Source organism: Streptomyces sp. NPDC004051, from assembly GCF_053604275.1.
This window is the reverse complement of record NZ_JBSGHG010000003.1, coordinates 351,415-367,668: the sequence shown is the minus strand read 5'-3', so window position 1 is coordinate 367,668 and position 16,254 is coordinate 351,415. Positions and strand designations below refer to the sequence as shown.

The following is a 16,254-nucleotide window of genomic DNA, read 5'->3' as shown; positions in this document are numbered from 1 at the left end:
CCTGCCCACAGCCTGACATCCGCAAGGTCCCCACCCATGACCACACCAACGACCGATCTGGTCAGCAGTCACGCCAAACACCGTTGCAGTACTAGGGCCGCTCGCCCTTCTCGCCGACGAAGGCCCTCTCCAGGACCGCGCTGGTCGCCTCGACCGAACCGGCCTTGATGACGCCGTCGCAGACCTCACCGGGGTTGGTCGGGGCGTCCTTCAGGACGACGGTCCGCTCGCCGAGCAGGACCAGCGTCTTCCGGTCGAAGATCAGCTCCTGCCGGGACGTCCCGCCGGGCGCGACGAAGCCGACGGCAGGGCCGCGCCGACCGGTGGCGTCCACGGAGTCCTCCACCAGTACGACCCCGGGGATCCTGGCCACGGCCCGGTACAACGCGGCGCTGACCTCGGGCGGCAGCACGGTCTCGCCGGCCGTCTCGACCGCCAGGTCGAAGGCCAGGTCGGCGTCGTCGCGCCCCTCGCCCTCCTTGTTCCGGTACAGCCAGGCCAGCATGTCGTCGGGGTCGGTGGGCAGGCTCTCCAGACTGCGGTAGTTCCGGTTCTGCGGGCGGTCGCCCCCCTCGGGCTCGATGGGCAGGGTGCCGAGTTCGGTGTCGCGCACCATGCCCTCCCTCTCGCCGTCGACGGACTTCCAGACCTCCCTGGTACGCAGAGGGCCGGCGGTCGCCGGCTCGCAGGTGTGCTCGGAGATCCCCCACGCACCGATGCTCTTGACATACGTGAACTGGTCGTCCCGGACCTCCGGAACCTTCTCGTGCTCGGCCGCCAGCGCCGCGTCCTCCAGCAGGCGGGCCACCCCCGGGGAGGGGGTGGCGGCGGGTGGGGTGAAGGCGTCGCCGTCGGACGGCAGCAGGCTGATCGTGACGGCGGCCACGGTCGCGGCAGCGGCGGAGACGAGCACGGGGCGCAGCCAGACGCGCCTCGGACGTCCGGGGGTCTGCTCGGCGCGCCGGATCTCGGTCATCAGGTGCTCCTTGAGGAGTCGGTGACGGGCCGGCGGAAGGTCTCTCTCCGGGAGTTCGGGGAGCTGGTTCATCGGTTCTCCTCCCTCAGGGGCCCGACCGCGGTGGTGCGGTCACCTCTCATCTGTCCGCGGGGTGCGGGGAGTTCCATGCCTTTGAGATGTTTCGCCAGCTTTGTCCGTGCGCGGGAGAGGCGGGAGCGCACGGTGCCGACGGGCACGCCGAGCGCCCGGGCCGCGGCGGCGTAGTCCAGCCCGGACCACACGCACAGCGCCAGCACCTCGCGTTCGGGCCGGCGCAGCCGCGCCAGCGCGGTCCGCACGAGGACCAGGTGCGCCGCGTCGTCCACACGGCCCACGACCTCGTCGGCGAAGTCCCGTACGGCCTCGTCACGCGGAAGGCGGGCCACGGCGGCCGTGTGCCGCCGGGCGGCGCGGCGGGTGTTGCGGGTGACGTTGGTGGCGATGCCCAGCAACCAGGGTCTGAGCGAACCGCCCTCCTCGTCGAGCTTCGCGCGCAGCCGCCAGGCGTCCAGGAAGGTCAGGGAGACGACGTCCTCGGCGGTCGTCCAGTCGCCGGTGAGCCGGAAGGCATGGTTGTAGACGGAGCGCGCGTACGCGTCGAAGAGGTCGCCGAAGGCGTCGTGGTCCCCCGCACGGATGCGTCTCCGCAGATTCGTGTCCACGTCCCCTTGCCTGTCCGGACGACGAAGGCCGGTTCCCGTGACTCAGGTCACGGGAACCGGCCCCGGAGGTGACGTGGTCCGTCAGAAGCCGATGGACTGCAGCACGCCCAGGCCGACGTCGGCGTAGGAGTGCTTGCCGGAGACGAAGATGTTCACGCCGTAGTAGTTGAACAGCCAGCAGGCGAAGGCGGCCAGCGCCAGGTAGGCGGCCTTGCGGCCCTTCCAGCCGGCGGTGGCGCGGGCGTGCAGGTAGCCGGCGTAGGCGACCCAGGTGATGAAGGACCAGGTCTCCTTGGGGTCCCAGCCCCAGTAGCGGCCCCAGGCGTCGCCGGCCCAGATGGCGCCCGCGATGATCGTGAACGTCCACAGCGGGAAGACGGCCGCGTTGACGCGGTAGGCGAACTTGTCGAGCGAGGCGGAGGCGGGCAGCCGCTCCATGACGGAGGTGGCGAAGGAGCCGGGCTTGCCGCCGCGCGCGAGCTTGCCCTCGTAGGAGTCCTTGAACAGGTACAGGATCGTGCCGACCGCGCCGACGTAGAAGACCGCGCCGCACAGGATCGCGGTGGAGACGTGGATGTACATCCAGTACGAGTCGAGCGCGGGGACCAGCTGGTCGCTCTCGGTGTACAGGACGGTGACGGCGACACCGAGGTCGAGGAGCACGGTGGTGGTCAGGAACAGCCCGAGCCAGCGCACGTTCTTCTTCAGCGCCAGCAGCAGGAGGTACACGCCGACGGCGGTGGTGGTGAAGGTGATGTTGAACTCGTACATGTTGCCCCAGGGCGCCCGCTGCACGGACAGCGCCCGGGCGAGCACACCACCGAACTGGACCACGAAGGCGAGCACCGTGAAGGAGACGGCGATCCGCCCGAAGAGGTCGCCCTGCTCGTCCCCGCCGTGCGCCCCGGGCCCGTCGGGCACGTCGCGGGTGCCGGCCCCGGCCCGTACGACGACCTTCGGCCGTTCCAGCACGGCGGTGCCGCCCGCCTTGTCGACGGTGACGGAGGGGGCCTTCCCGGCCGCCTTCCCGGCCGTCCCCGCCCGGGGGGTGAGCGCGGCGGCGGTGCGGGCGACCTTGCTGCGGCTGCCGAAGATCCATTCGGTGATGTACGCCAGGAAGGCCAGGGTGTAGACAGCCATCGCGGAGTAGATCAGCACGTTGCTGATCTCCGCGAGGTTCTCGTTGTTCGCGGCGGCCAGGCTCGTGGCGGTGGCCAGATCGGTTGCGGCGGCGAGAGTCAAGGCTTCTCAGCCCCTTCGGCAGACGTGGCGTGGGGGTCGGGGGAATCGACGGATGCTGCGGGGTCGGTGTCGGGACCGGGGTCGGTGTCGGGACCGGGGTCGGCGTCGGGACCGGGGTCGGCGTCGGGGACGCCGGGGGCCTGGTCGTAGAGGATTCCGGCCAGGTCGCCGAGCTCCTCGGGTACCTTGGCGGACTCGCTGCGGCCGAGCCCGGCCATCTCGACGACGGTGACGCCGTCGGGGCCCTCGACCGCGCGCACCCACACCCGGCGCCGCTGGACGAACAGGGAGCAGGCGAGGCCGCCGATCGCGAAGAGGGAACCGGCGAGGGCCCAGCCGCCGCCCGGCTCCTGGACGACCTGGAAGCCGGCCCACTCCTTGATCTCCTTCTCGAAGGTGACCGAGCCGGCCCTGTCGGGGAGGGTCATGGTCTCGCCGGGCATCAGCAGCTTCTTGAACAGCTCGCCCTCGGAGTCCTTGAACTCCTTCATCTTGGTCTTGTCCATCTGGTAGACGCTCTGCGGGATGCCGGCGTCGGCCTTCAGGTCGCCGTGGTAGGCGGAGAGTGCGAGCACCGGGTAGTCCAGCGCCGGGAACTGGGAGAGCATCGTGCCGCTCTCCGAGCCGCCGAAGGTGGGCACGAAGAAGGCGTTGAAGCCGAGCTGTTCCTTCTCGCCCCGGGGGTTGCGGTAGCCGTCGAGGACCTTGACCACACCGGAGGAGGTGACGTTCGCGTCGAGCGGCAGCAGCGGCACGGCGTCCTTGAAGACGACCTTGCCCGCGCCGTCGCGGACGGTGACGACGGGCGCGTAGCCGTGGCTGACGAGGTAGACCTTGGCGTCGCCGACCTTCAGCGGCTTGTTCACCTCGACCTTGGTCGTCTTCTCCTCGCCGTAGGCGCCCTCGCTGTGGATCAGTTCGGTCTCGTACGTGCGCGGGGTGCCCCGGTTGGGGCCGGTGGGCTCGTACGTGCCGGTGAAGGACTTCACGGTGAAGCTGAACGGCTCCAGGTCGGCGACGTCGAAGAGGTTGCCGGACTTGAAGTCGTCGTACTGCGTGAGGGTGTTGGCGAAGCCCTGGCCCTCGACGATCAGCTTGTTGCCCTCGTACTTGAACAGCTGGCCCCAGGCGAAGGCGATCAGCATCACGATCAGGGCGATGTGGAAGGTGAGGTTGCCGACCTCCCGCAGATAGCCCTTCTCGGCGGCGACGGCGTCACCGGCGAGGTGGGCGCGGAAGCGGCGCTTCCTCAGCAGGGCCAGGGCGGCCTCGCGGACCTGCTCGGGCTCGGCCTCGGTGCGCCAGGTGGTGTAGGCGGGCAGCCGGGTCAGCCGCCGGGGGGCGCCCGGCGGACGGCCGCGCAGCTGGTCGACGAACTGCCAGGTGCGGGGCACGATGCAGCCGATGAGGGAGACGAACAGCAGGATGTAGATCGCCGAGAACCACACCGAGCTGTAGACGTTGAACAGGCCGAGCGTGTCGTAGATCGGGGCGAGGACGTCGTGCCGCTCGCGGAAGTCGTCGACCCGGGTCTTGTCGATGCCGGTCTGCGGGATGAGCGAGCCGGGGATCGCGGCGAGCGACAGCAGGAGCAGCAGCAGCAGCGCGACCCGCATCGAGGTGAGCTGCCGCCAGAACCAGCGGACCCAGCCGACGACACCCAGGGCGGGCAGGTTCGGCGGCTCCTCCGCGGGCGCGGTGGACAGCTGGGAACCGGCGGCGCCCAGCTCTTGCTCGCGGGCCGCGGACTCGGCGGCAAACCCTTCGGGCCCTGCCGGGGTTTCTTCGGACCCGGTTCCGGAAGTCGTGCTCATCGAGGTCAGATCCCCACAGTGAAGCCGTTGGACCAGGTCTGCATCTGCGTCACGAGGTCGTCCCACACTCCGGTGAGCAGCAGCACCCCGGTCACGATCATCATCGTGCCGCCGATCCGCATGACCCAGACGTAGTGCCGCTTGACCCAGCCGAAGGCACCGAGTGCCTTGCGGAAGGCGACGGCCGCGAGGACGAAGGGCAGGCCCAGTCCCAGACAGTACGCGACGGTCAGCACGGCCCCGCGTCCGGCGCTCTCCTGTTGCGCGGAGAGAGTCAGCACGGAGGCGAGGGTGGGGCCGATGCAGGGGGTCCAGCCGATGCCGAACAGGGCGCCGAGGACGGGTGCGCCGGCCAGGCCGGCCGCCGGCCGCTTGTGGAAGCGGAACTCGCGCTGGGTGAGCCAGGGCATCTTCCCCATGAAGAAGACACCCATGAGGATCATGAAGACGCCGAGCACCTTGGTCAGGACGCCGGACTGTTCCTGCAGCGTCTGGCCGAAGTAGCCGAAGAAGGCGCCGCCGGAGACGAAGACGACGGTGAAGCCGAGGACGAACAGCGAGGCGCCGGCGACCATCCGGCCGCGCCGGGCCTCGGCCAGATCGGTGCCGGACACGCCGGTGACGTAGGAGAGGTAGCCGGGGACCAGCGGCAGGACGCAGGGCGAGAAGAAGGAGACGAGCCCGCCGAGCAGGGCGATGGGCAGCGCCACCAGCAGAGCGCCGTTGAGCACCGTGCCGTTGTAGGCCGGGTCGGCGGCGAGGGAGGCCGTGCCGGCGGCGAGCGTGGTGAGGGGGGTCACGTCACTTCTCCGCGAGGACCGGCTCGAGCATCTTCAGCAGCCGCTCCTCGCTGAGCGCGGTCAGCGAGCGGGACGCGATCTTCCCGTCCCGGTCCAGGATCAGGGTGGAGGGGATCGCCTGCGGGTTGAGGGTGCCCTTCTCGAAGCGGAGCATCAGCTTGCCCGTGGGGTCGTACAGGCTCGGGTAGGTGATGCCGAAGTCCTTCTCGAAGGCGAGCGCCGAGCCGGCGCTGCTGTCGCGGGTGTTGATGCCGACGAACTGCACGCCCTGGTCGGCGTACTCCTCGGACACCTTGGCGAAGTACTTGGCCTCCGCGCGGCACGGGTTGCACCAGGAGCCCCAGATGTTGAGGACGACGACCTTGCCCTTGTAGTCGGCGACGGACAGGGGCTCGCCCTCGAGCGTCTCACCGGACAGGTCGGGCGCGGGGGTGCGCTCGCCCTTGGCGACGGTGGAGATGCCGTCGGTGCCGGTGACGAAGTTGGTGTTGCCACCCCCGCCCGAGGCTCCGCCGGAACCGCACGCGGAGACCAGCAGGGCGGCCACGGCGGTGCCCACGGTCAGGGCGGCACGGCGGTGGACCCGGGTGACACGGCTGGCGCGACTCGCGCGCTGGGGGGCACGGCTGGCGGCACTCATGTGAAAAGTTTCGCATGCCCGTTCTGGGGATCTTGCCCACCCCCCTTGCGGGCGGAAACCCGCATATCGGCGCGGCCCGGATGCCTCGTCAGGCCTCGTCCGGCTCTCCGGTCCCGGCGCCGTCCGGTCCTCCGGTCCCGGCGCCGTCCGGTCCTCCGGTCCCGGCGCCGTCCGGTCCTCCGGTCCCGGCGGGGCCGCCGGCGTCCTTCAGGAAGCCCTGCCAGCCGCCGGCCGGTTCCTGCCCGACGTCCAGGGTGCGCAGCCGCTCCAGCACCTCGGGCCGCTGCGCGTCCAGCCAGTCGGTGAACTGGCGGAAGGAGACGATGCGCACGTCGCCGCCCTTCTCCTTCGCCCGCGCGATGTGCTTGAGGGCCTCCTCCACCGCGTCCATGTAGATGCCGCCGTTCCACTGCTCGAAGTGGTTGCCGACGAAGAAGGGTGCCCGGTTCGTCCCGTATGCCCGCTCGAAGCCGGATATGTACGCCTGGGCCGCCTGCTTGCGCCAGCCCGGGTGGCGGTGGGCGGGCGCGTTGGTGGAGTTGACGGACTGGTTGGCGAGGATGTTGTAGTCCATCGACAGGACCTCGAAGGAACGTCCGGGGAAAGGTATCTGCTGCAGCGGGAGGTCCCATATGCCGCCCCGCTTCGACGGCCAGACCTGACGGCCGCCGGGCGAGGAGGAGTCGTAGCGCCAGCCGAGCTCGCGGGCGGCGGTCAACAGGTTGTCCTGGCCGAGCAGGCAGGGGGTGCGGCCGCCGACGAGTTCCTTGTCGTAGTCGAACGGCAGCGGCGGCAGGTCGGTCCAGCCGGAGTTGGTCCGCCACTCCTTCACGAACTTCTTCGCCTGGTCTATCTCGCTGCGCCACTGCTGCGGCGTCCAGTTGCCGACGCTGCCGGAGCCGGCGCAGAAGTGGCCGTTGAAGTGGGTGCCGATCTCATGGCCCTCGAGCCAGGCGCGGCGGACGTTCTTCAGCGTGTCCCTGATGTGGTCGTCGGTGAGGTAGCCGATGTCGGAGGCGCCGCGCGGGTTGTTCGGCGGCTCGTACAGCCGCTTCTTCGACTCGGGCAGCAGATACAGCCCGGAGAGGAAGAACGTCATGTGCGCCCCGTGCTCCTCGGCGAGGTCCAGGAAGCGCGGGAAGAGCCCGTTGCCGACCTCGCCGGCCCCGTCCCAGGAGAAGACGACGAACTGCGGCGGGGTCTGCCCCGGCTCCAGCGGCACCGGCTCGGCGGGCTGGTGGGGCTGCTTGCCGGTGAAGGCGGTGGAGCCGTCGCCGATCGGCCGGACGGTCCTCGTCGGCTCCGGCGTGCCCGTACGGCCGCCCCCGCCGCCCTTGCCGCTTCCGCCGGAACCCTCGGCGCGGCTCGTACCGCTCGGGCCGGTGGAGCCGCCGCAGCCGGCCAGCGACACCGCCGCGGCGGCTCCCGCGCCGAGCCCGAGCATTCCCCTACGGGTGAGAGTGTGCATGACATTCCCGTTCGTCACGTCCTCTGGTGGTCATCCCTTCAGAGGACGTGACGCGAACGGGGGTTCCCGCGTAATGCGGAGGTTCGGCAACGATCGTCACGGGGATGTCATGGGGCCGCCGGGACGCCCGCCCCGCCCGGGACCCCGGCTCCTGGGTCCCTAGGCCCCGAAGGCCTTCCCCTTCCCCTTCACCGGCTTGGCGCCGGCGAGGAGATGGGCGGGGACGAGATCGCGGGCCGGCTCGCTGTAGCCGACGGAGACGATCCTGTCCCCCCGGTAGGTGAAGGTGGTCAGCGAGGCCAGCGTGCACTGCCGCTTGCGCGGGTCGTGCCACAGCCGCCGCTTCTCGACGTAGGACCGCACGATCCAGATCGGCAGCTGATGGCTGACCAGCACCGCCTCGTGACCGCGCGCCGCGTCCTTGGCCGCGTCCAGCGCGCCCATCATGCGGACGACCTGCTCGATGTACGGCTCGCCCCAGGACGGCTTGAACGGGTTGACCAGGTGCTTCCAGTTCTCGGGGCGGCGCAGCGCGCCGTCGCCGACGCCGAAGGTCTTGCCCTGGAAGACGTTGTCGGCCTCGATCAGCCGCTCGTCGGTGGCGATGTCCAGCCCGTGCGCCTTGGCGATCGGCTGGGCCGTCTCCTGCGCCCGCTCCAGCGGGGAGGCGCCGACGTGGACGACGTCCCGGGAGGCGAGGTGCTCGCCGACCCGTTCGGCCATCCGCCGGCCCAGCTCGGAGAGCTGGTAGCCGGGGAGCCGGCCGTAGAGGACGCCGTCCGGGTTGGCGACCTCGCCGTGCCGCAGCAGGTGGACGACGGTGAGGTCGTTCTTCTTCCCCGTGCTCTCGTTCCCCGTGCTCACGCCGTCGCCTCCGCCGCCGCTCGGGCCGCCGCCGGGAGGGCGTCGGCGATCCGCTGGACGGCCCGGTCGTCGTGCGCGGTGGACACGAACCAGGCCTCGAAGGACGAGGGCGGCAGGTGGACGCCGTTCGCGAGGAGGGAGTGGAAGAAGGCGGTGTAGCGGAAGGACTCCTGCGCCTTGGCGTCCTCGTAGGTGCGCACCGGCCGGTCGGTGAAGAAGACGGAGAACATGTTGGAGGCGTTCTGCAGCGTGTGCGCCACGCCCTCCTTGGTCAGCGCCTCGGTGACCAGGGACTGGATCCGCGCGGAGACGGCGTCCACCGTGGCGTAGGCGGCGTCGTCGAGCAGCCGGAGCTGGGCGAGCCCGGCAGCGGTGGCGACGGGGTTCCCGGAGAGGGTGCCGGCCTGGTAGACGGGCCCGGCGGGGGCGAGGTGCGCCATGACGTCGGCCCGCCCGCCGAAGGCCGCGGCCGGGAAGCCGCCGCCCATCACCTTGCCGAAGGTCATCAGGTCGGGCCGCACCCCGTCGACGCCGTACCATCCGGCGCGACTGGTGCGGAACCCGGTCATCACCTCGTCGGAGATGTACAGCGCGCCGTTCGCGGCGCAGGCGTCCTTGAGCCCCTGGTTGAACCCGGGCAGCGGCGGTACGACGCCCATGTTGCCCGGGGAGGCCTCGGTGATCACACAGGCGATCTCGCCGGGGTGCGCGGCGAAGGCCGCGTGCACGGCCTCGAGGTCGTTGTACGGCAGGACGATCGTGTCGCCGGCCTGGGCCCCCGTGACGCCGGGGGTGTCCGGGAGCGCGAACGTGGCGAGACCCGACCCCGCCGCGGCCAGCAGCGCGTCCACGTGGCCGTGGTAGCACCCGGCGAACTTGATCACCTTGGCGCGCTGCGTGAAGCCGCGGGCGAGCCGGATCGCCGACATGGTGGCCTCGGTGCCGCTGGACACCAGCCGGACCTGCTCCAGCGGCTCGACCCGGGCGACCATCTCCTCGGCGAGCGCGACCTCGCCCTCACCGGGCGTGCCGAAGGAGGTCCCGCGGGTGACGGCCTCCTGCACGGCGGCGACCACCTCGGGGTGCGCGTGCCCGAGGATCATCGGACCCCAGGAGCAGACCAGGTCGACGTACTCCCGTCCGTCGGCGTCGGTCAGGTACGGGCCGGTGCCGGACACCATGAACCGGGGCGTGCCGCCGACGGCGCGGAAGGCGCGCACCGGCGAGTTCACGCCACCGGGGGTGACGGCCGCGGCACGGTCGAACAGCGCCTGCGAGGCTTGGGCTTCGTATGGGTATGGCAGTTCGCTCATGACCTGCGACTTCTCCGACCTCTCCGACATCTCGGACTCGGGGTGCGAGTGACCTGTTCAGGGTAGGCCAGGCGGCAGCGGGGGGCCGGAGGCCGGGGCGTGAAGCGGGTCCGGACGGGTCCGGACGGATCCGGGCGGCCCACGGCCGGGCCGCCGGCGGGCCCGTCGGCTGAGTGATCCGCCCCGCCTGTTCGTACAACCATTTCGTACGTCTGTTTCGTATGGTCGTCCCATGCGGTCGGCCACGGGCCCGGGTATCCAGCCACCTGCGGGGACATCCGGTCCCGGATCGCCCGTGATCTGCGAAACTGGCGTCCGAGTAGACACAGCTCACCCGGCCCGAGGCGGCCGGACGCTGGGAAGGTCCCGCGGGCAGATGCAACACCGCACGTTTCGGCGGGCGGCCGTGGGGGAGGTCACTGACACGATGATCGGGTTGCGTGGCGGCGCCGCGCGGCCTAGAAAAGCAGTCGGGTGGAGATATGCATCGCGGTGGCGGACTGGGCGAGGGGACTGACGACCTCGGTCCTCGACGTTCCCGGCGGGGAAGGCACCGGCGCGAGGCGGAAGAGGCGGACAAGGCCCGTCGGGCACACGGTGTTCCGGGCGAGGCCGAGTCGATCGACCCGTCGAGCGCGGGAAGCAGGAATGGTGGTCGAGTGGGGGTGACCTACAAGTATTTCGGCGCGCCGGACGGTGCCACCGCCGCCCGCGTCCCGATCTCCATGCGCCCCGAGGAACTCGGCGGCGACGAGCTCGGCATGGGCGGCATGTTCACCAAGATCAAGCCGGAGACGATGGCCGCCATGGTGCTCACCGGCATCGAAGGCGTCCCCCTGCACAAGGTGCCGCCCCTGGAACTGGTCGTCCTGCACCCCGACTACGCGGTCGTGAAACTCCCCATGACGGTCGTCGACCCGCTGCGCGGCATCGGCGAGGAGGCGGTGGGCGCGGCGGCCTTCATCTGGTCCACGGTCCCCGACCGCGGCGGCCCCAACGACGCCTTCAACGTCTACCGGCTGCTGCACGAGTGGCAGGACTTCTCGCACCGGCTGCACGAGGCGGGGCACCAGGCGTACTGCCTGGTCTGGCCCTGACCTGGGGTTTCGGTGGTCTGGGCGGGGCTTTCGGGCCCCGCCCTCGTCTGTGCCCGAAAGGGCCGTCAGACTGCCAGGGCACATCGAGGGCACATCGGTTTCGCTGAGGGGCACTGATGTGCCCTGGACGGCGGACGGGTCGCCATTGTCTTCCGCCTCAACTTCGTTGAAGGCGTCGTCGATCGCCCTGCGGGTGCGGGTCTCGCTGGACGGCAGCAGGCGTGTGTACGTCCGCAGCGTGAAGCCCGGCCCCGAGTGACCGAGGTACTCGGACAGCGCCTCGACGCTCTCCAGGACCGCGACCTGCGAGGCGTGCCGTCGGCGCGCTGCTCCTTCGACCCGCTGGATGAGCGCGGCCGGCCGACAGGGGAACCGCAGTGGAAGCCGACGCACCCCTACCGGCAGAGGAGGACGGTGCAGACGCTGCGCTGCCAGGGCTGCGCGGAGCACGCACGGACCCCGCCGGGGTTCATCTTCCTCGCCGGTCCCCGGGACGTTGGAGCCCGACGCACTGCTAGTCCTGACGAACCAGCCGCCGGTGCGCGCCCGGCACGCCCGCAGCACCGCCCGGCTCTGCCCGCACACGGAGGACGACCCCACGGTCTTCCTCGCGCAGAGCGCCTCCACGCACGGGGTGATCGGCACCTTGTACGGCTACGGGGAGAACGGCGTCCAGGTCATGGCGCAGCCCGATGACCCGCTGCCGTACGGGCACCAGAACCTGCCCACATTCCTCGCCTCGCAGCTGGGTGCGCCGACCGCAACTTCCTCGTGCTCTCCGCCGCCGGGGCTATCTCCCGGAAGTGCGGCCGCTCGGCGACCGAGCGAACCTCCGCCGAGCTGACCAAGCTGTCCACCCGCTGTGCTCGAACAGCGGGTGGGAGCTGATGCTCAACGCCACCCGCACGCCCTCCTGCACGATCCACGCCCCGGCGACGAAGGCCGGGGCCGCCGAGGTTGCCCAGCTCGTGCACGGCGTGCTGCGCGGTGGCACCCCCGACCCGTTCCGCCGCAACCGATGACCGAACCAGACTGACCACTGGCCGCGGATCTCTTTTGATGGCGCGGGAAGGGATTTCACGGTCGGTTGCTGTAATCGCGAGGGGGTGACGGACACAAACGGTCTGCGAGCATCATCGGAAGGGGAGGCCGCGTGAGTGAGGTCGCGGACGAGTGGTCCCGGTTCGAGGCGTCGTACCGGGACTCGTACCACGCCGTGGTGAGGTATCTGACGCGCCGACTCGCCCCGGATCTGATCGACGATGCTGCTTCGGAGGTGTTCGCCATCGCCTGGGAGCGTTGGTCGACGAAGCGGGGCGCCGCCTTGCCGTGGCTGTACGGCATTGCCCGGCGGGTCGTCGCCAACACGTGGCGATCCCAGGAGCGGGCGGATCGGCTGGCAGGTCGGCTGCGCGGCGAGAAGGACACGTACACGGACGAACCCGGCGCGGACACCCGGGTGCTGGCGCGCATGGGCGCCGCCCGTATTCTCACGCGGCTGTCCGAGGGCGACCGTGAGGTGCTGATGCTCGTCTCCTGGGACGGTCTCGATCCGCATGAGGCGGCCCAGGCTCTCGGGTGCAGCAAAGCCACCTTCGCCGTGCGCCTGCACAGGGCCCGGCGAAGATTGGAGCACGAACTCGCGAAGGACGTTCATGCGGTCGCCGACCATCGCCCTGTAACTACGGAGAGGACTGCAACGTGAAGCGAGACGTGGAGCGGGTCCGAGGACTCCTGACCACCGCCAATGATCCAGCGGGTCTCGTCGAGTCTGCCCGCGCCGCCCTGCCGTCACAAGCGGAGCACACACTCCGGGCTCTGCGGTCCACCCGTCGTCCGCGACAGGTACATCTGGGTCGACGGCGGCTCCTCGCGGGAGCAGCGATCGTGGGCGTCGGCACGGTCCTGGCCGTGGGGGGCCGGAACTTCCTCCCGGACAGCGACGTGGTGACACCCGTCGCATACACGCCACCTGTACTGTCCCTACAGCCCGTCGAGGGACAGTCGGCGCGCGATTTCCTCCTCGCCTTCGCGCGGCGCGTCGAAAGGCTCGAACCCGAAGCGGCGCTGGGCGCCTACCAGTACTCGAAGGCGTGGGGCTGGTGGCTCAACACCGCCGGGGACGTTCCGGGAGGTGTTGCCAACGCCGCCGTGCCCACCGTGACCGAGTCCTGGGTGGGCAAGGACCATTCCGGACGTCAGCGCAGCGCGTTCGGTGAGCCGATCTACCCCAACCCCGCGCAGCGGAAGGAAGCCGAAGGGGCGGGACTGGTCGCCGGTACCGGGGTCGAGGACCGGACGTTCGGGCCCGGCAAGTTCCCTTCTCCGGAAGGCGGGGACTGGGGGGCGGTCGCTCCGTTCGCCACCGACCCCGGAAAACTCGCACAGCAGTTGGCGAAGGTGAACTGGGAGGGCGGGGCGATCATTTACGGAGTGAACGACCTGCTCGGCTACGTGGCGAGATCCGGCCCGGTGGATCCGCGTCTCCGCGCCGCCGCGCTGCGGGTCCTTGCCGGCAGCACCGGCATGGCCGTGGCCACCGCTACGACCTGGAACGGACAGGATGTGATCGCCGTGTCGCAGAACGAGACGCTGGACGGCAGCACGCAACGGGAATCAGTGCTGTTCGACCCGGAGACGGGTTACCCCGCGGGCACGGAGTCGGCCCTGTTCGGACACGCACGGCGCCTCAACCTGTCCGTCCCCGCCACTCTCAGCGTGACCGAGACGCTGAAGCGGGGCAGTGTGTCGACGATCGAGCGGAGGCCCTGAGCGATGTCTGAAAGGAAGTACGACAGGCCCCCATACCTGAAGGCGATCCACTTGCCCGGGCCGACGACAAGCGATACGGAACAGGCATGTGGGGAATTCGTCAGCCACATCCGCGATGGCCTGGCCGAACGCCGCTACGTCTTCGGTGACATTCTGCCGACGGTCCCCGAGGTGCGGGACCAGTACGGCATCCAGGAGGAAGACATTCACGGCGCGATCCAGGAACTCCGCAGGACCGGGCTCCTGCAATTGCACGATGAGTACCGGGATACGTACTTCCTCGATCCCGGCCCCGAGCACGCGGTGGGTGAACCGCAAGAGGACATCGTCGAACGCGTGAAGAGGTTGGAAGCCCTGTACCTCGACCTGGCAGCCCGCGTCGAGGCGATAGATCCGCTGTCCCACTGATCTGGCCGACCACGACAACGGAACGGCTGGGCGCCCCGGTACAAGACCGAGGGCGCCCAGCCGCTTCGTTCCGTTCTCCGCCCCGCCGGTCTGCGCTACTTCCGGCAGGCTCTGAAACTGCTGGCCTTGTTGTCGTGGAACGAGTCCACCTTGCTCACCTTGGTCCACGGCTGTTCCCTCCACAGGGTGTCCGTGAACCAACCGTCGTAGACGGTGACGATCATCCCCACTTCATCGGCGTTCTTGGTCGTGTTCACCCATGCGGTGGTCTTGTTGTCGAAGCCGTAGTCCGCGAACCGGATGCCCTTGGAGCAGTGCGCATGGTTCCACTGAAGTCGGCGCCCCCCGAAGCCGGAGTACTGGTAGAAGCAGTACCAGCGGTTGTCGTCGGCGCCCGCAGGGCATTTCTCCCAGTTGACCAGCGGTTCGACATCAGCCGTCGCGCTGAGCCCTTCGGCGCGGAGCGCCGCGGCACTGGAGGGTGGTGCCTCGGTCTCGCCAGGAAACGGGAAGGCCAGGATCGGTTCGCCACCGTTCCAGGAGATCTCGTTGGCGCTGATCTGCACGCCCCCGTTGTCGGTCTCGGCGAGCACCTCGTCGATCTCCGCCTGCAGATCCTGCCGTTCATCAGAGGACAGGGCCCGGACGTCGGGACGGTTGTCGGCCGCCGCGACCACAGGGAGAACCGGACGCTCCTGCGCCTGGGCCGTCGCACCACCCGTGATCACCGCGGCGAGGAGGACCGCAGCCCCGCAACCGTTGAAGCCGTACGTATCGGACGTCTCCTACGCATCTTTCCCCCTGCGATTTTCTTTTATAGATCACTCACATTGGGATCACCGTAAACCGCGATGCGCGACAGGCGAAGGCGACAAACGATGTTGGCGTGAAATAGTGTCCAACTGGCGGGCGAACGATGCCTAATGGGCACCAAATGGGCGCGAAAGCCCGTAGCGGACGCCTCCCCACGCACGTGCCCTGAGGGCACATCCAGGGCACATGGGCCTGGGAAACGGTGCTGAACGGCGAGAACTACGGAGACACGTTTTCGCAGGTCGGCTCTGCTTTCGCTGCGAAACCTCAGGTCAGTGCCCTCCCACTTCCAATCGCTGCACGAGTGGCAGGACTTCTCGCACCGGCTGCACGAAGCGGGGCACCAGGCGTACTGCCTGGTCTGGCCCCGAGCCGGGCTTTTCCGTTCGTCGGGCGGGGTCTTCGGGCCCCGCCCTCCGCATGTCCGGAAGGAGTCCGGTGAAGGGGCCGGTATGCCCCGGTTCGTGAGGCGGGGTCACCTCGGACGAGCACCTGGAGGCTCCCTCCCGCGTCCGGGAGAACACCGGGGCGTAGCCTGCTGGCTCGATCATCGCCGTGTGAGCGGCGGCCGGGTCCGGGTGGGAGGAACGTCATGGGTGCTGCTCCGGAGTTGGAGGAGCTGCGGGAGGTCTGCCAGCCGCAGGCCAAGCTGGCGAGCCGGAACGGCGAACACTGGGCGGGCCGCCTCTACATGCGCCGGATCTCGCTGCGCGCGACCCGCCAACTGGTGCGCACCCCGGTCACCCCGGACCAGCTGACCTGGACCATGGTCGTGTGCGGGGTCGCCGCCGGCGCCGCGCTGATGATCCCCGGCCTGACCGGTGCGATCCTCGCCGTGATCCTCATGCAGCTGTTCCTGCTCTTCGACTGCGTGGACGGCGAGGTCGCCCGCTGGAAGGGCCAGAACAGCGCGACCGGCATCTACGTCGACCGGCTCGGCGCCTACCTCGCCGACGCGGCGCTGCTGGCGGGCGCGGGGTACCGGGCCGCCGAGTCCGGCGTCGGCGGCTGGCTGTCGGTGGGGCTGGCCACCGCCCTCGGGGTCGTCCTGCTCAAGGCCTCCACCGACCTGGTGGACGTCGCCCGCGCCCGGCGCGGCCTGGCCGTCGCCGACGACGAGTCGACCCGCCCGCGCTCGCAGGGCGTGGCCACCGTGCGCCGCATCGCCGCCGCCTTCAAGATCCACCGGGTGACCAACGGCATCGAGGCCTCCCTCGTCCTGCTGGTCGCGGCGGTCGTCGACGCGGTGACCGGCGGTATCGAGCCGACCCGCTGGGCGCTGGGCGCGCTGGCCGTGATCACCTGGCTGATGGTCCCGGCCCACCTGCTGTCGATCCTGTCCTCCTCGCGCCTGCGCTGAGCCG

General features: G+C 70.1%; 16 protein-coding genes and 1 pseudogene. 6 read left to right on the top strand and 11 right to left on the bottom strand.

The window, feature by feature from the left end:
• Positions 1–91: 91 nt before the first annotated feature.
• The 9 genes from ACWEQO_RS07040 to hemL form a co-directional block, all read right to left on the bottom strand.
• A complete protein-coding gene (locus ACWEQO_RS07040) occupies positions 92–1,048 on the bottom strand; it encodes a CU044_5270 family protein (RefSeq protein WP_361458595.1) in 957 nt (318 codons plus the stop codon).
• Positions 1,045–1,659 carry an RNA polymerase sigma factor gene (locus ACWEQO_RS07035; RefSeq protein ID WP_361458597.1) on the bottom strand — a complete coding sequence of 205 codons (615 nt, stop codon included), beginning with the start codon at positions 1,657–1,659 and terminating at the stop codon, positions 1,045–1,047. The genes ACWEQO_RS07040 and ACWEQO_RS07035 overlap by 4 nt, the downstream gene beginning before the upstream one ends.
• Before the next feature lie 81 nt (positions 1,660–1,740).
• Positions 1,741–2,901 carry a c-type cytochrome biogenesis protein CcsB gene (gene ccsB / locus ACWEQO_RS07030; protein ID WP_361458599.1) on the bottom strand — a complete coding sequence of 387 codons (1,161 nt, stop codon included), beginning with the start codon at positions 2,899–2,901 and terminating at the stop codon, positions 1,741–1,743.
• Positions 2,898–4,715, bottom strand: coding sequence for a cytochrome c biogenesis protein ResB (locus ACWEQO_RS07025; RefSeq protein ID WP_452979715.1), 1,818 nt, complete (start codon positions 4,713–4,715; stop codon positions 2,898–2,900). Before ACWEQO_RS07025 ends, ccsB begins: the two co-directional genes overlap by 4 nt.
• A gap of 5 nt (positions 4,716–4,720) precedes the next feature.
• Positions 4,721–5,515 carry a cytochrome c biogenesis CcdA family protein gene (locus ACWEQO_RS07020; protein WP_452979712.1) on the bottom strand — a complete coding sequence of 265 codons (795 nt, stop codon included), beginning with the start codon at positions 5,513–5,515 and terminating at the stop codon, positions 4,721–4,723.
• A 1-nt stretch (position 5,516) separates the two neighbouring features.
• Complete coding sequence (locus ACWEQO_RS07015; protein WP_361458603.1) at positions 5,517–6,155, bottom strand: TlpA family protein disulfide reductase; 639 nt, start codon at positions 6,153–6,155, stop codon at positions 5,517–5,519.
• 88 nt (positions 6,156–6,243) lie between these two features.
• Positions 6,244–7,623, bottom strand: coding sequence for a hypothetical protein (locus ACWEQO_RS07010; protein WP_452979709.1), 1,380 nt, complete (start codon positions 7,621–7,623; stop codon positions 6,244–6,246).
• Positions 7,624–7,782: 159 nt separating this feature from the next.
• A complete protein-coding gene (locus tag ACWEQO_RS07005) occupies positions 7,783–8,487 on the bottom strand; it encodes a histidine phosphatase family protein (protein ID WP_361458605.1) in 705 nt (234 codons plus the stop codon).
• Positions 8,484–9,800: a glutamate-1-semialdehyde 2,1-aminomutase gene (gene hemL, locus ACWEQO_RS07000; RefSeq protein WP_452979704.1), complete on the bottom strand. Its 1,317-nt coding sequence runs from the start codon at positions 9,798–9,800 to the stop codon at positions 8,484–8,486. Before hemL ends, ACWEQO_RS07005 begins: the two co-directional genes overlap by 4 nt.
• 482 nt (positions 9,801–10,282) lie before the next feature.
• Between hemL and ACWEQO_RS06995 the strand changes: the two genes are divergently transcribed.
• Positions 10,283–10,897, top strand: a complete 615-nt coding sequence (locus ACWEQO_RS06995; protein WP_279334544.1) for a hypothetical protein — start codon at positions 10,283–10,285, stop codon at positions 10,895–10,897.
• A 65-nt stretch (positions 10,898–10,962) separates the two neighbouring features.
• Here ACWEQO_RS06995 and ACWEQO_RS06990 read toward each other — a convergent pair.
• Positions 10,963–11,233 (bottom strand): annotated as a pseudogene (locus tag ACWEQO_RS06990) (site-specific integrase); the annotation flags it as partial.
• Positions 11,234–11,784: 551 nt separating this feature from the next.
• On the opposite strand from ACWEQO_RS06990, the gene ACWEQO_RS06985 reads away from it, so the two are divergent.
• From ACWEQO_RS06985 to ACWEQO_RS06970, 4 genes are all read left to right on the top strand, one after another.
• Positions 11,785–11,919, top strand: a complete 135-nt coding sequence (locus ACWEQO_RS06985; protein WP_361458609.1) for a hypothetical protein — start codon at positions 11,785–11,787, stop codon at positions 11,917–11,919.
• Between the two features lie 131 nt (positions 11,920–12,050).
• The gene (locus ACWEQO_RS06980) at positions 12,051–12,602 is read left to right on the top strand and encodes an RNA polymerase sigma factor (protein ID WP_361458611.1); all 552 of its coding nucleotides are present in this window, start codon (positions 12,051–12,053) and stop codon (positions 12,600–12,602) included.
• 182 nt (positions 12,603–12,784) lie between these two features.
• Positions 12,785–13,669 (top strand): hypothetical protein, encoded by an 885-nt coding sequence (locus ACWEQO_RS06975; protein ID WP_361458613.1) that lies wholly within the window; start codon positions 12,785–12,787, stop codon positions 13,667–13,669.
• 3 nt (positions 13,670–13,672) lie between these two features.
• Positions 13,673–14,077, top strand: a complete 405-nt coding sequence (locus ACWEQO_RS06970) for a GntR family transcriptional regulator (protein ID WP_452979699.1) — start codon at positions 13,673–13,675, stop codon at positions 14,075–14,077.
• A 95-nt stretch (positions 14,078–14,172) separates the two neighbouring features.
• Here the strand turns inward: ACWEQO_RS06970 and ACWEQO_RS06965 are convergent, their stop codons facing one another.
• Positions 14,173–14,805: a peptidase inhibitor family I36 protein gene (locus ACWEQO_RS06965; protein WP_452979696.1), complete on the bottom strand. Its 633-nt coding sequence runs from the start codon at positions 14,803–14,805 to the stop codon at positions 14,173–14,175.
• 677 nt (positions 14,806–15,482) lie between these two features.
• On the opposite strand from ACWEQO_RS06965, the gene ACWEQO_RS06960 reads away from it, so the two are divergent.
• Positions 15,483–16,250: a CDP-alcohol phosphatidyltransferase family protein gene (locus tag ACWEQO_RS06960; protein ID WP_452979693.1), complete on the top strand. Its 768-nt coding sequence runs from the start codon at positions 15,483–15,485 to the stop codon at positions 16,248–16,250.
• Positions 16,251–16,254: the final 4 nt, after the last annotated feature.

What these genes read in the sequence shown, in the direction of transcription:
- ACWEQO_RS07040 (WP_361458595.1), bottom strand. Translation starts at nt 1,048, where the DNA reads ATGAACCAGCTCCCCGAACTCCCGGAGAGAGACCTTCCGCCGGCCCGT.
- ACWEQO_RS07025 (WP_452979715.1), bottom strand. Translation starts at nt 4,715, where the DNA reads ATGAGCACGACTTCCGGAACCGGGTCCGAAGAAACCCCGGCAGGGCCC.
- ACWEQO_RS07015 (WP_361458603.1), bottom strand. Translation starts at nt 6,155, where the DNA reads ATGAGTGCCGCCAGCCGTGCCCCCCAGCGCGCGAGTCGCGCCAGCCGT.
- ACWEQO_RS07010 (WP_452979709.1), bottom strand. Translation starts at nt 7,623, where the DNA reads ATGCACACTCTCACCCGTAGGGGAATGCTCGGGCTCGGCGCGGGAGCC.
- hemL (WP_452979704.1), bottom strand. Translation starts at nt 9,800, where the DNA reads ATGAGCGAACTGCCATACCCATACGAAGCCCAAGCCTCGCAGGCGCTG.
- ACWEQO_RS06995 (WP_279334544.1), top strand. Translation starts at nt 10,283, where the DNA reads ATGCATCGCGGTGGCGGACTGGGCGAGGGGACTGACGACCTCGGTCCT.
- ACWEQO_RS06985 (WP_361458609.1), top strand. Translation starts at nt 11,785, where the DNA reads ATGCTCAACGCCACCCGCACGCCCTCCTGCACGATCCACGCCCCGGCG.
- ACWEQO_RS06970 (WP_452979699.1), top strand. Translation starts at nt 13,673, where the DNA reads ATGTCTGAAAGGAAGTACGACAGGCCCCCATACCTGAAGGCGATCCAC.
- ACWEQO_RS06960 (WP_452979693.1), top strand. Translation starts at nt 15,483, where the DNA reads ATGGGTGCTGCTCCGGAGTTGGAGGAGCTGCGGGAGGTCTGCCAGCCG.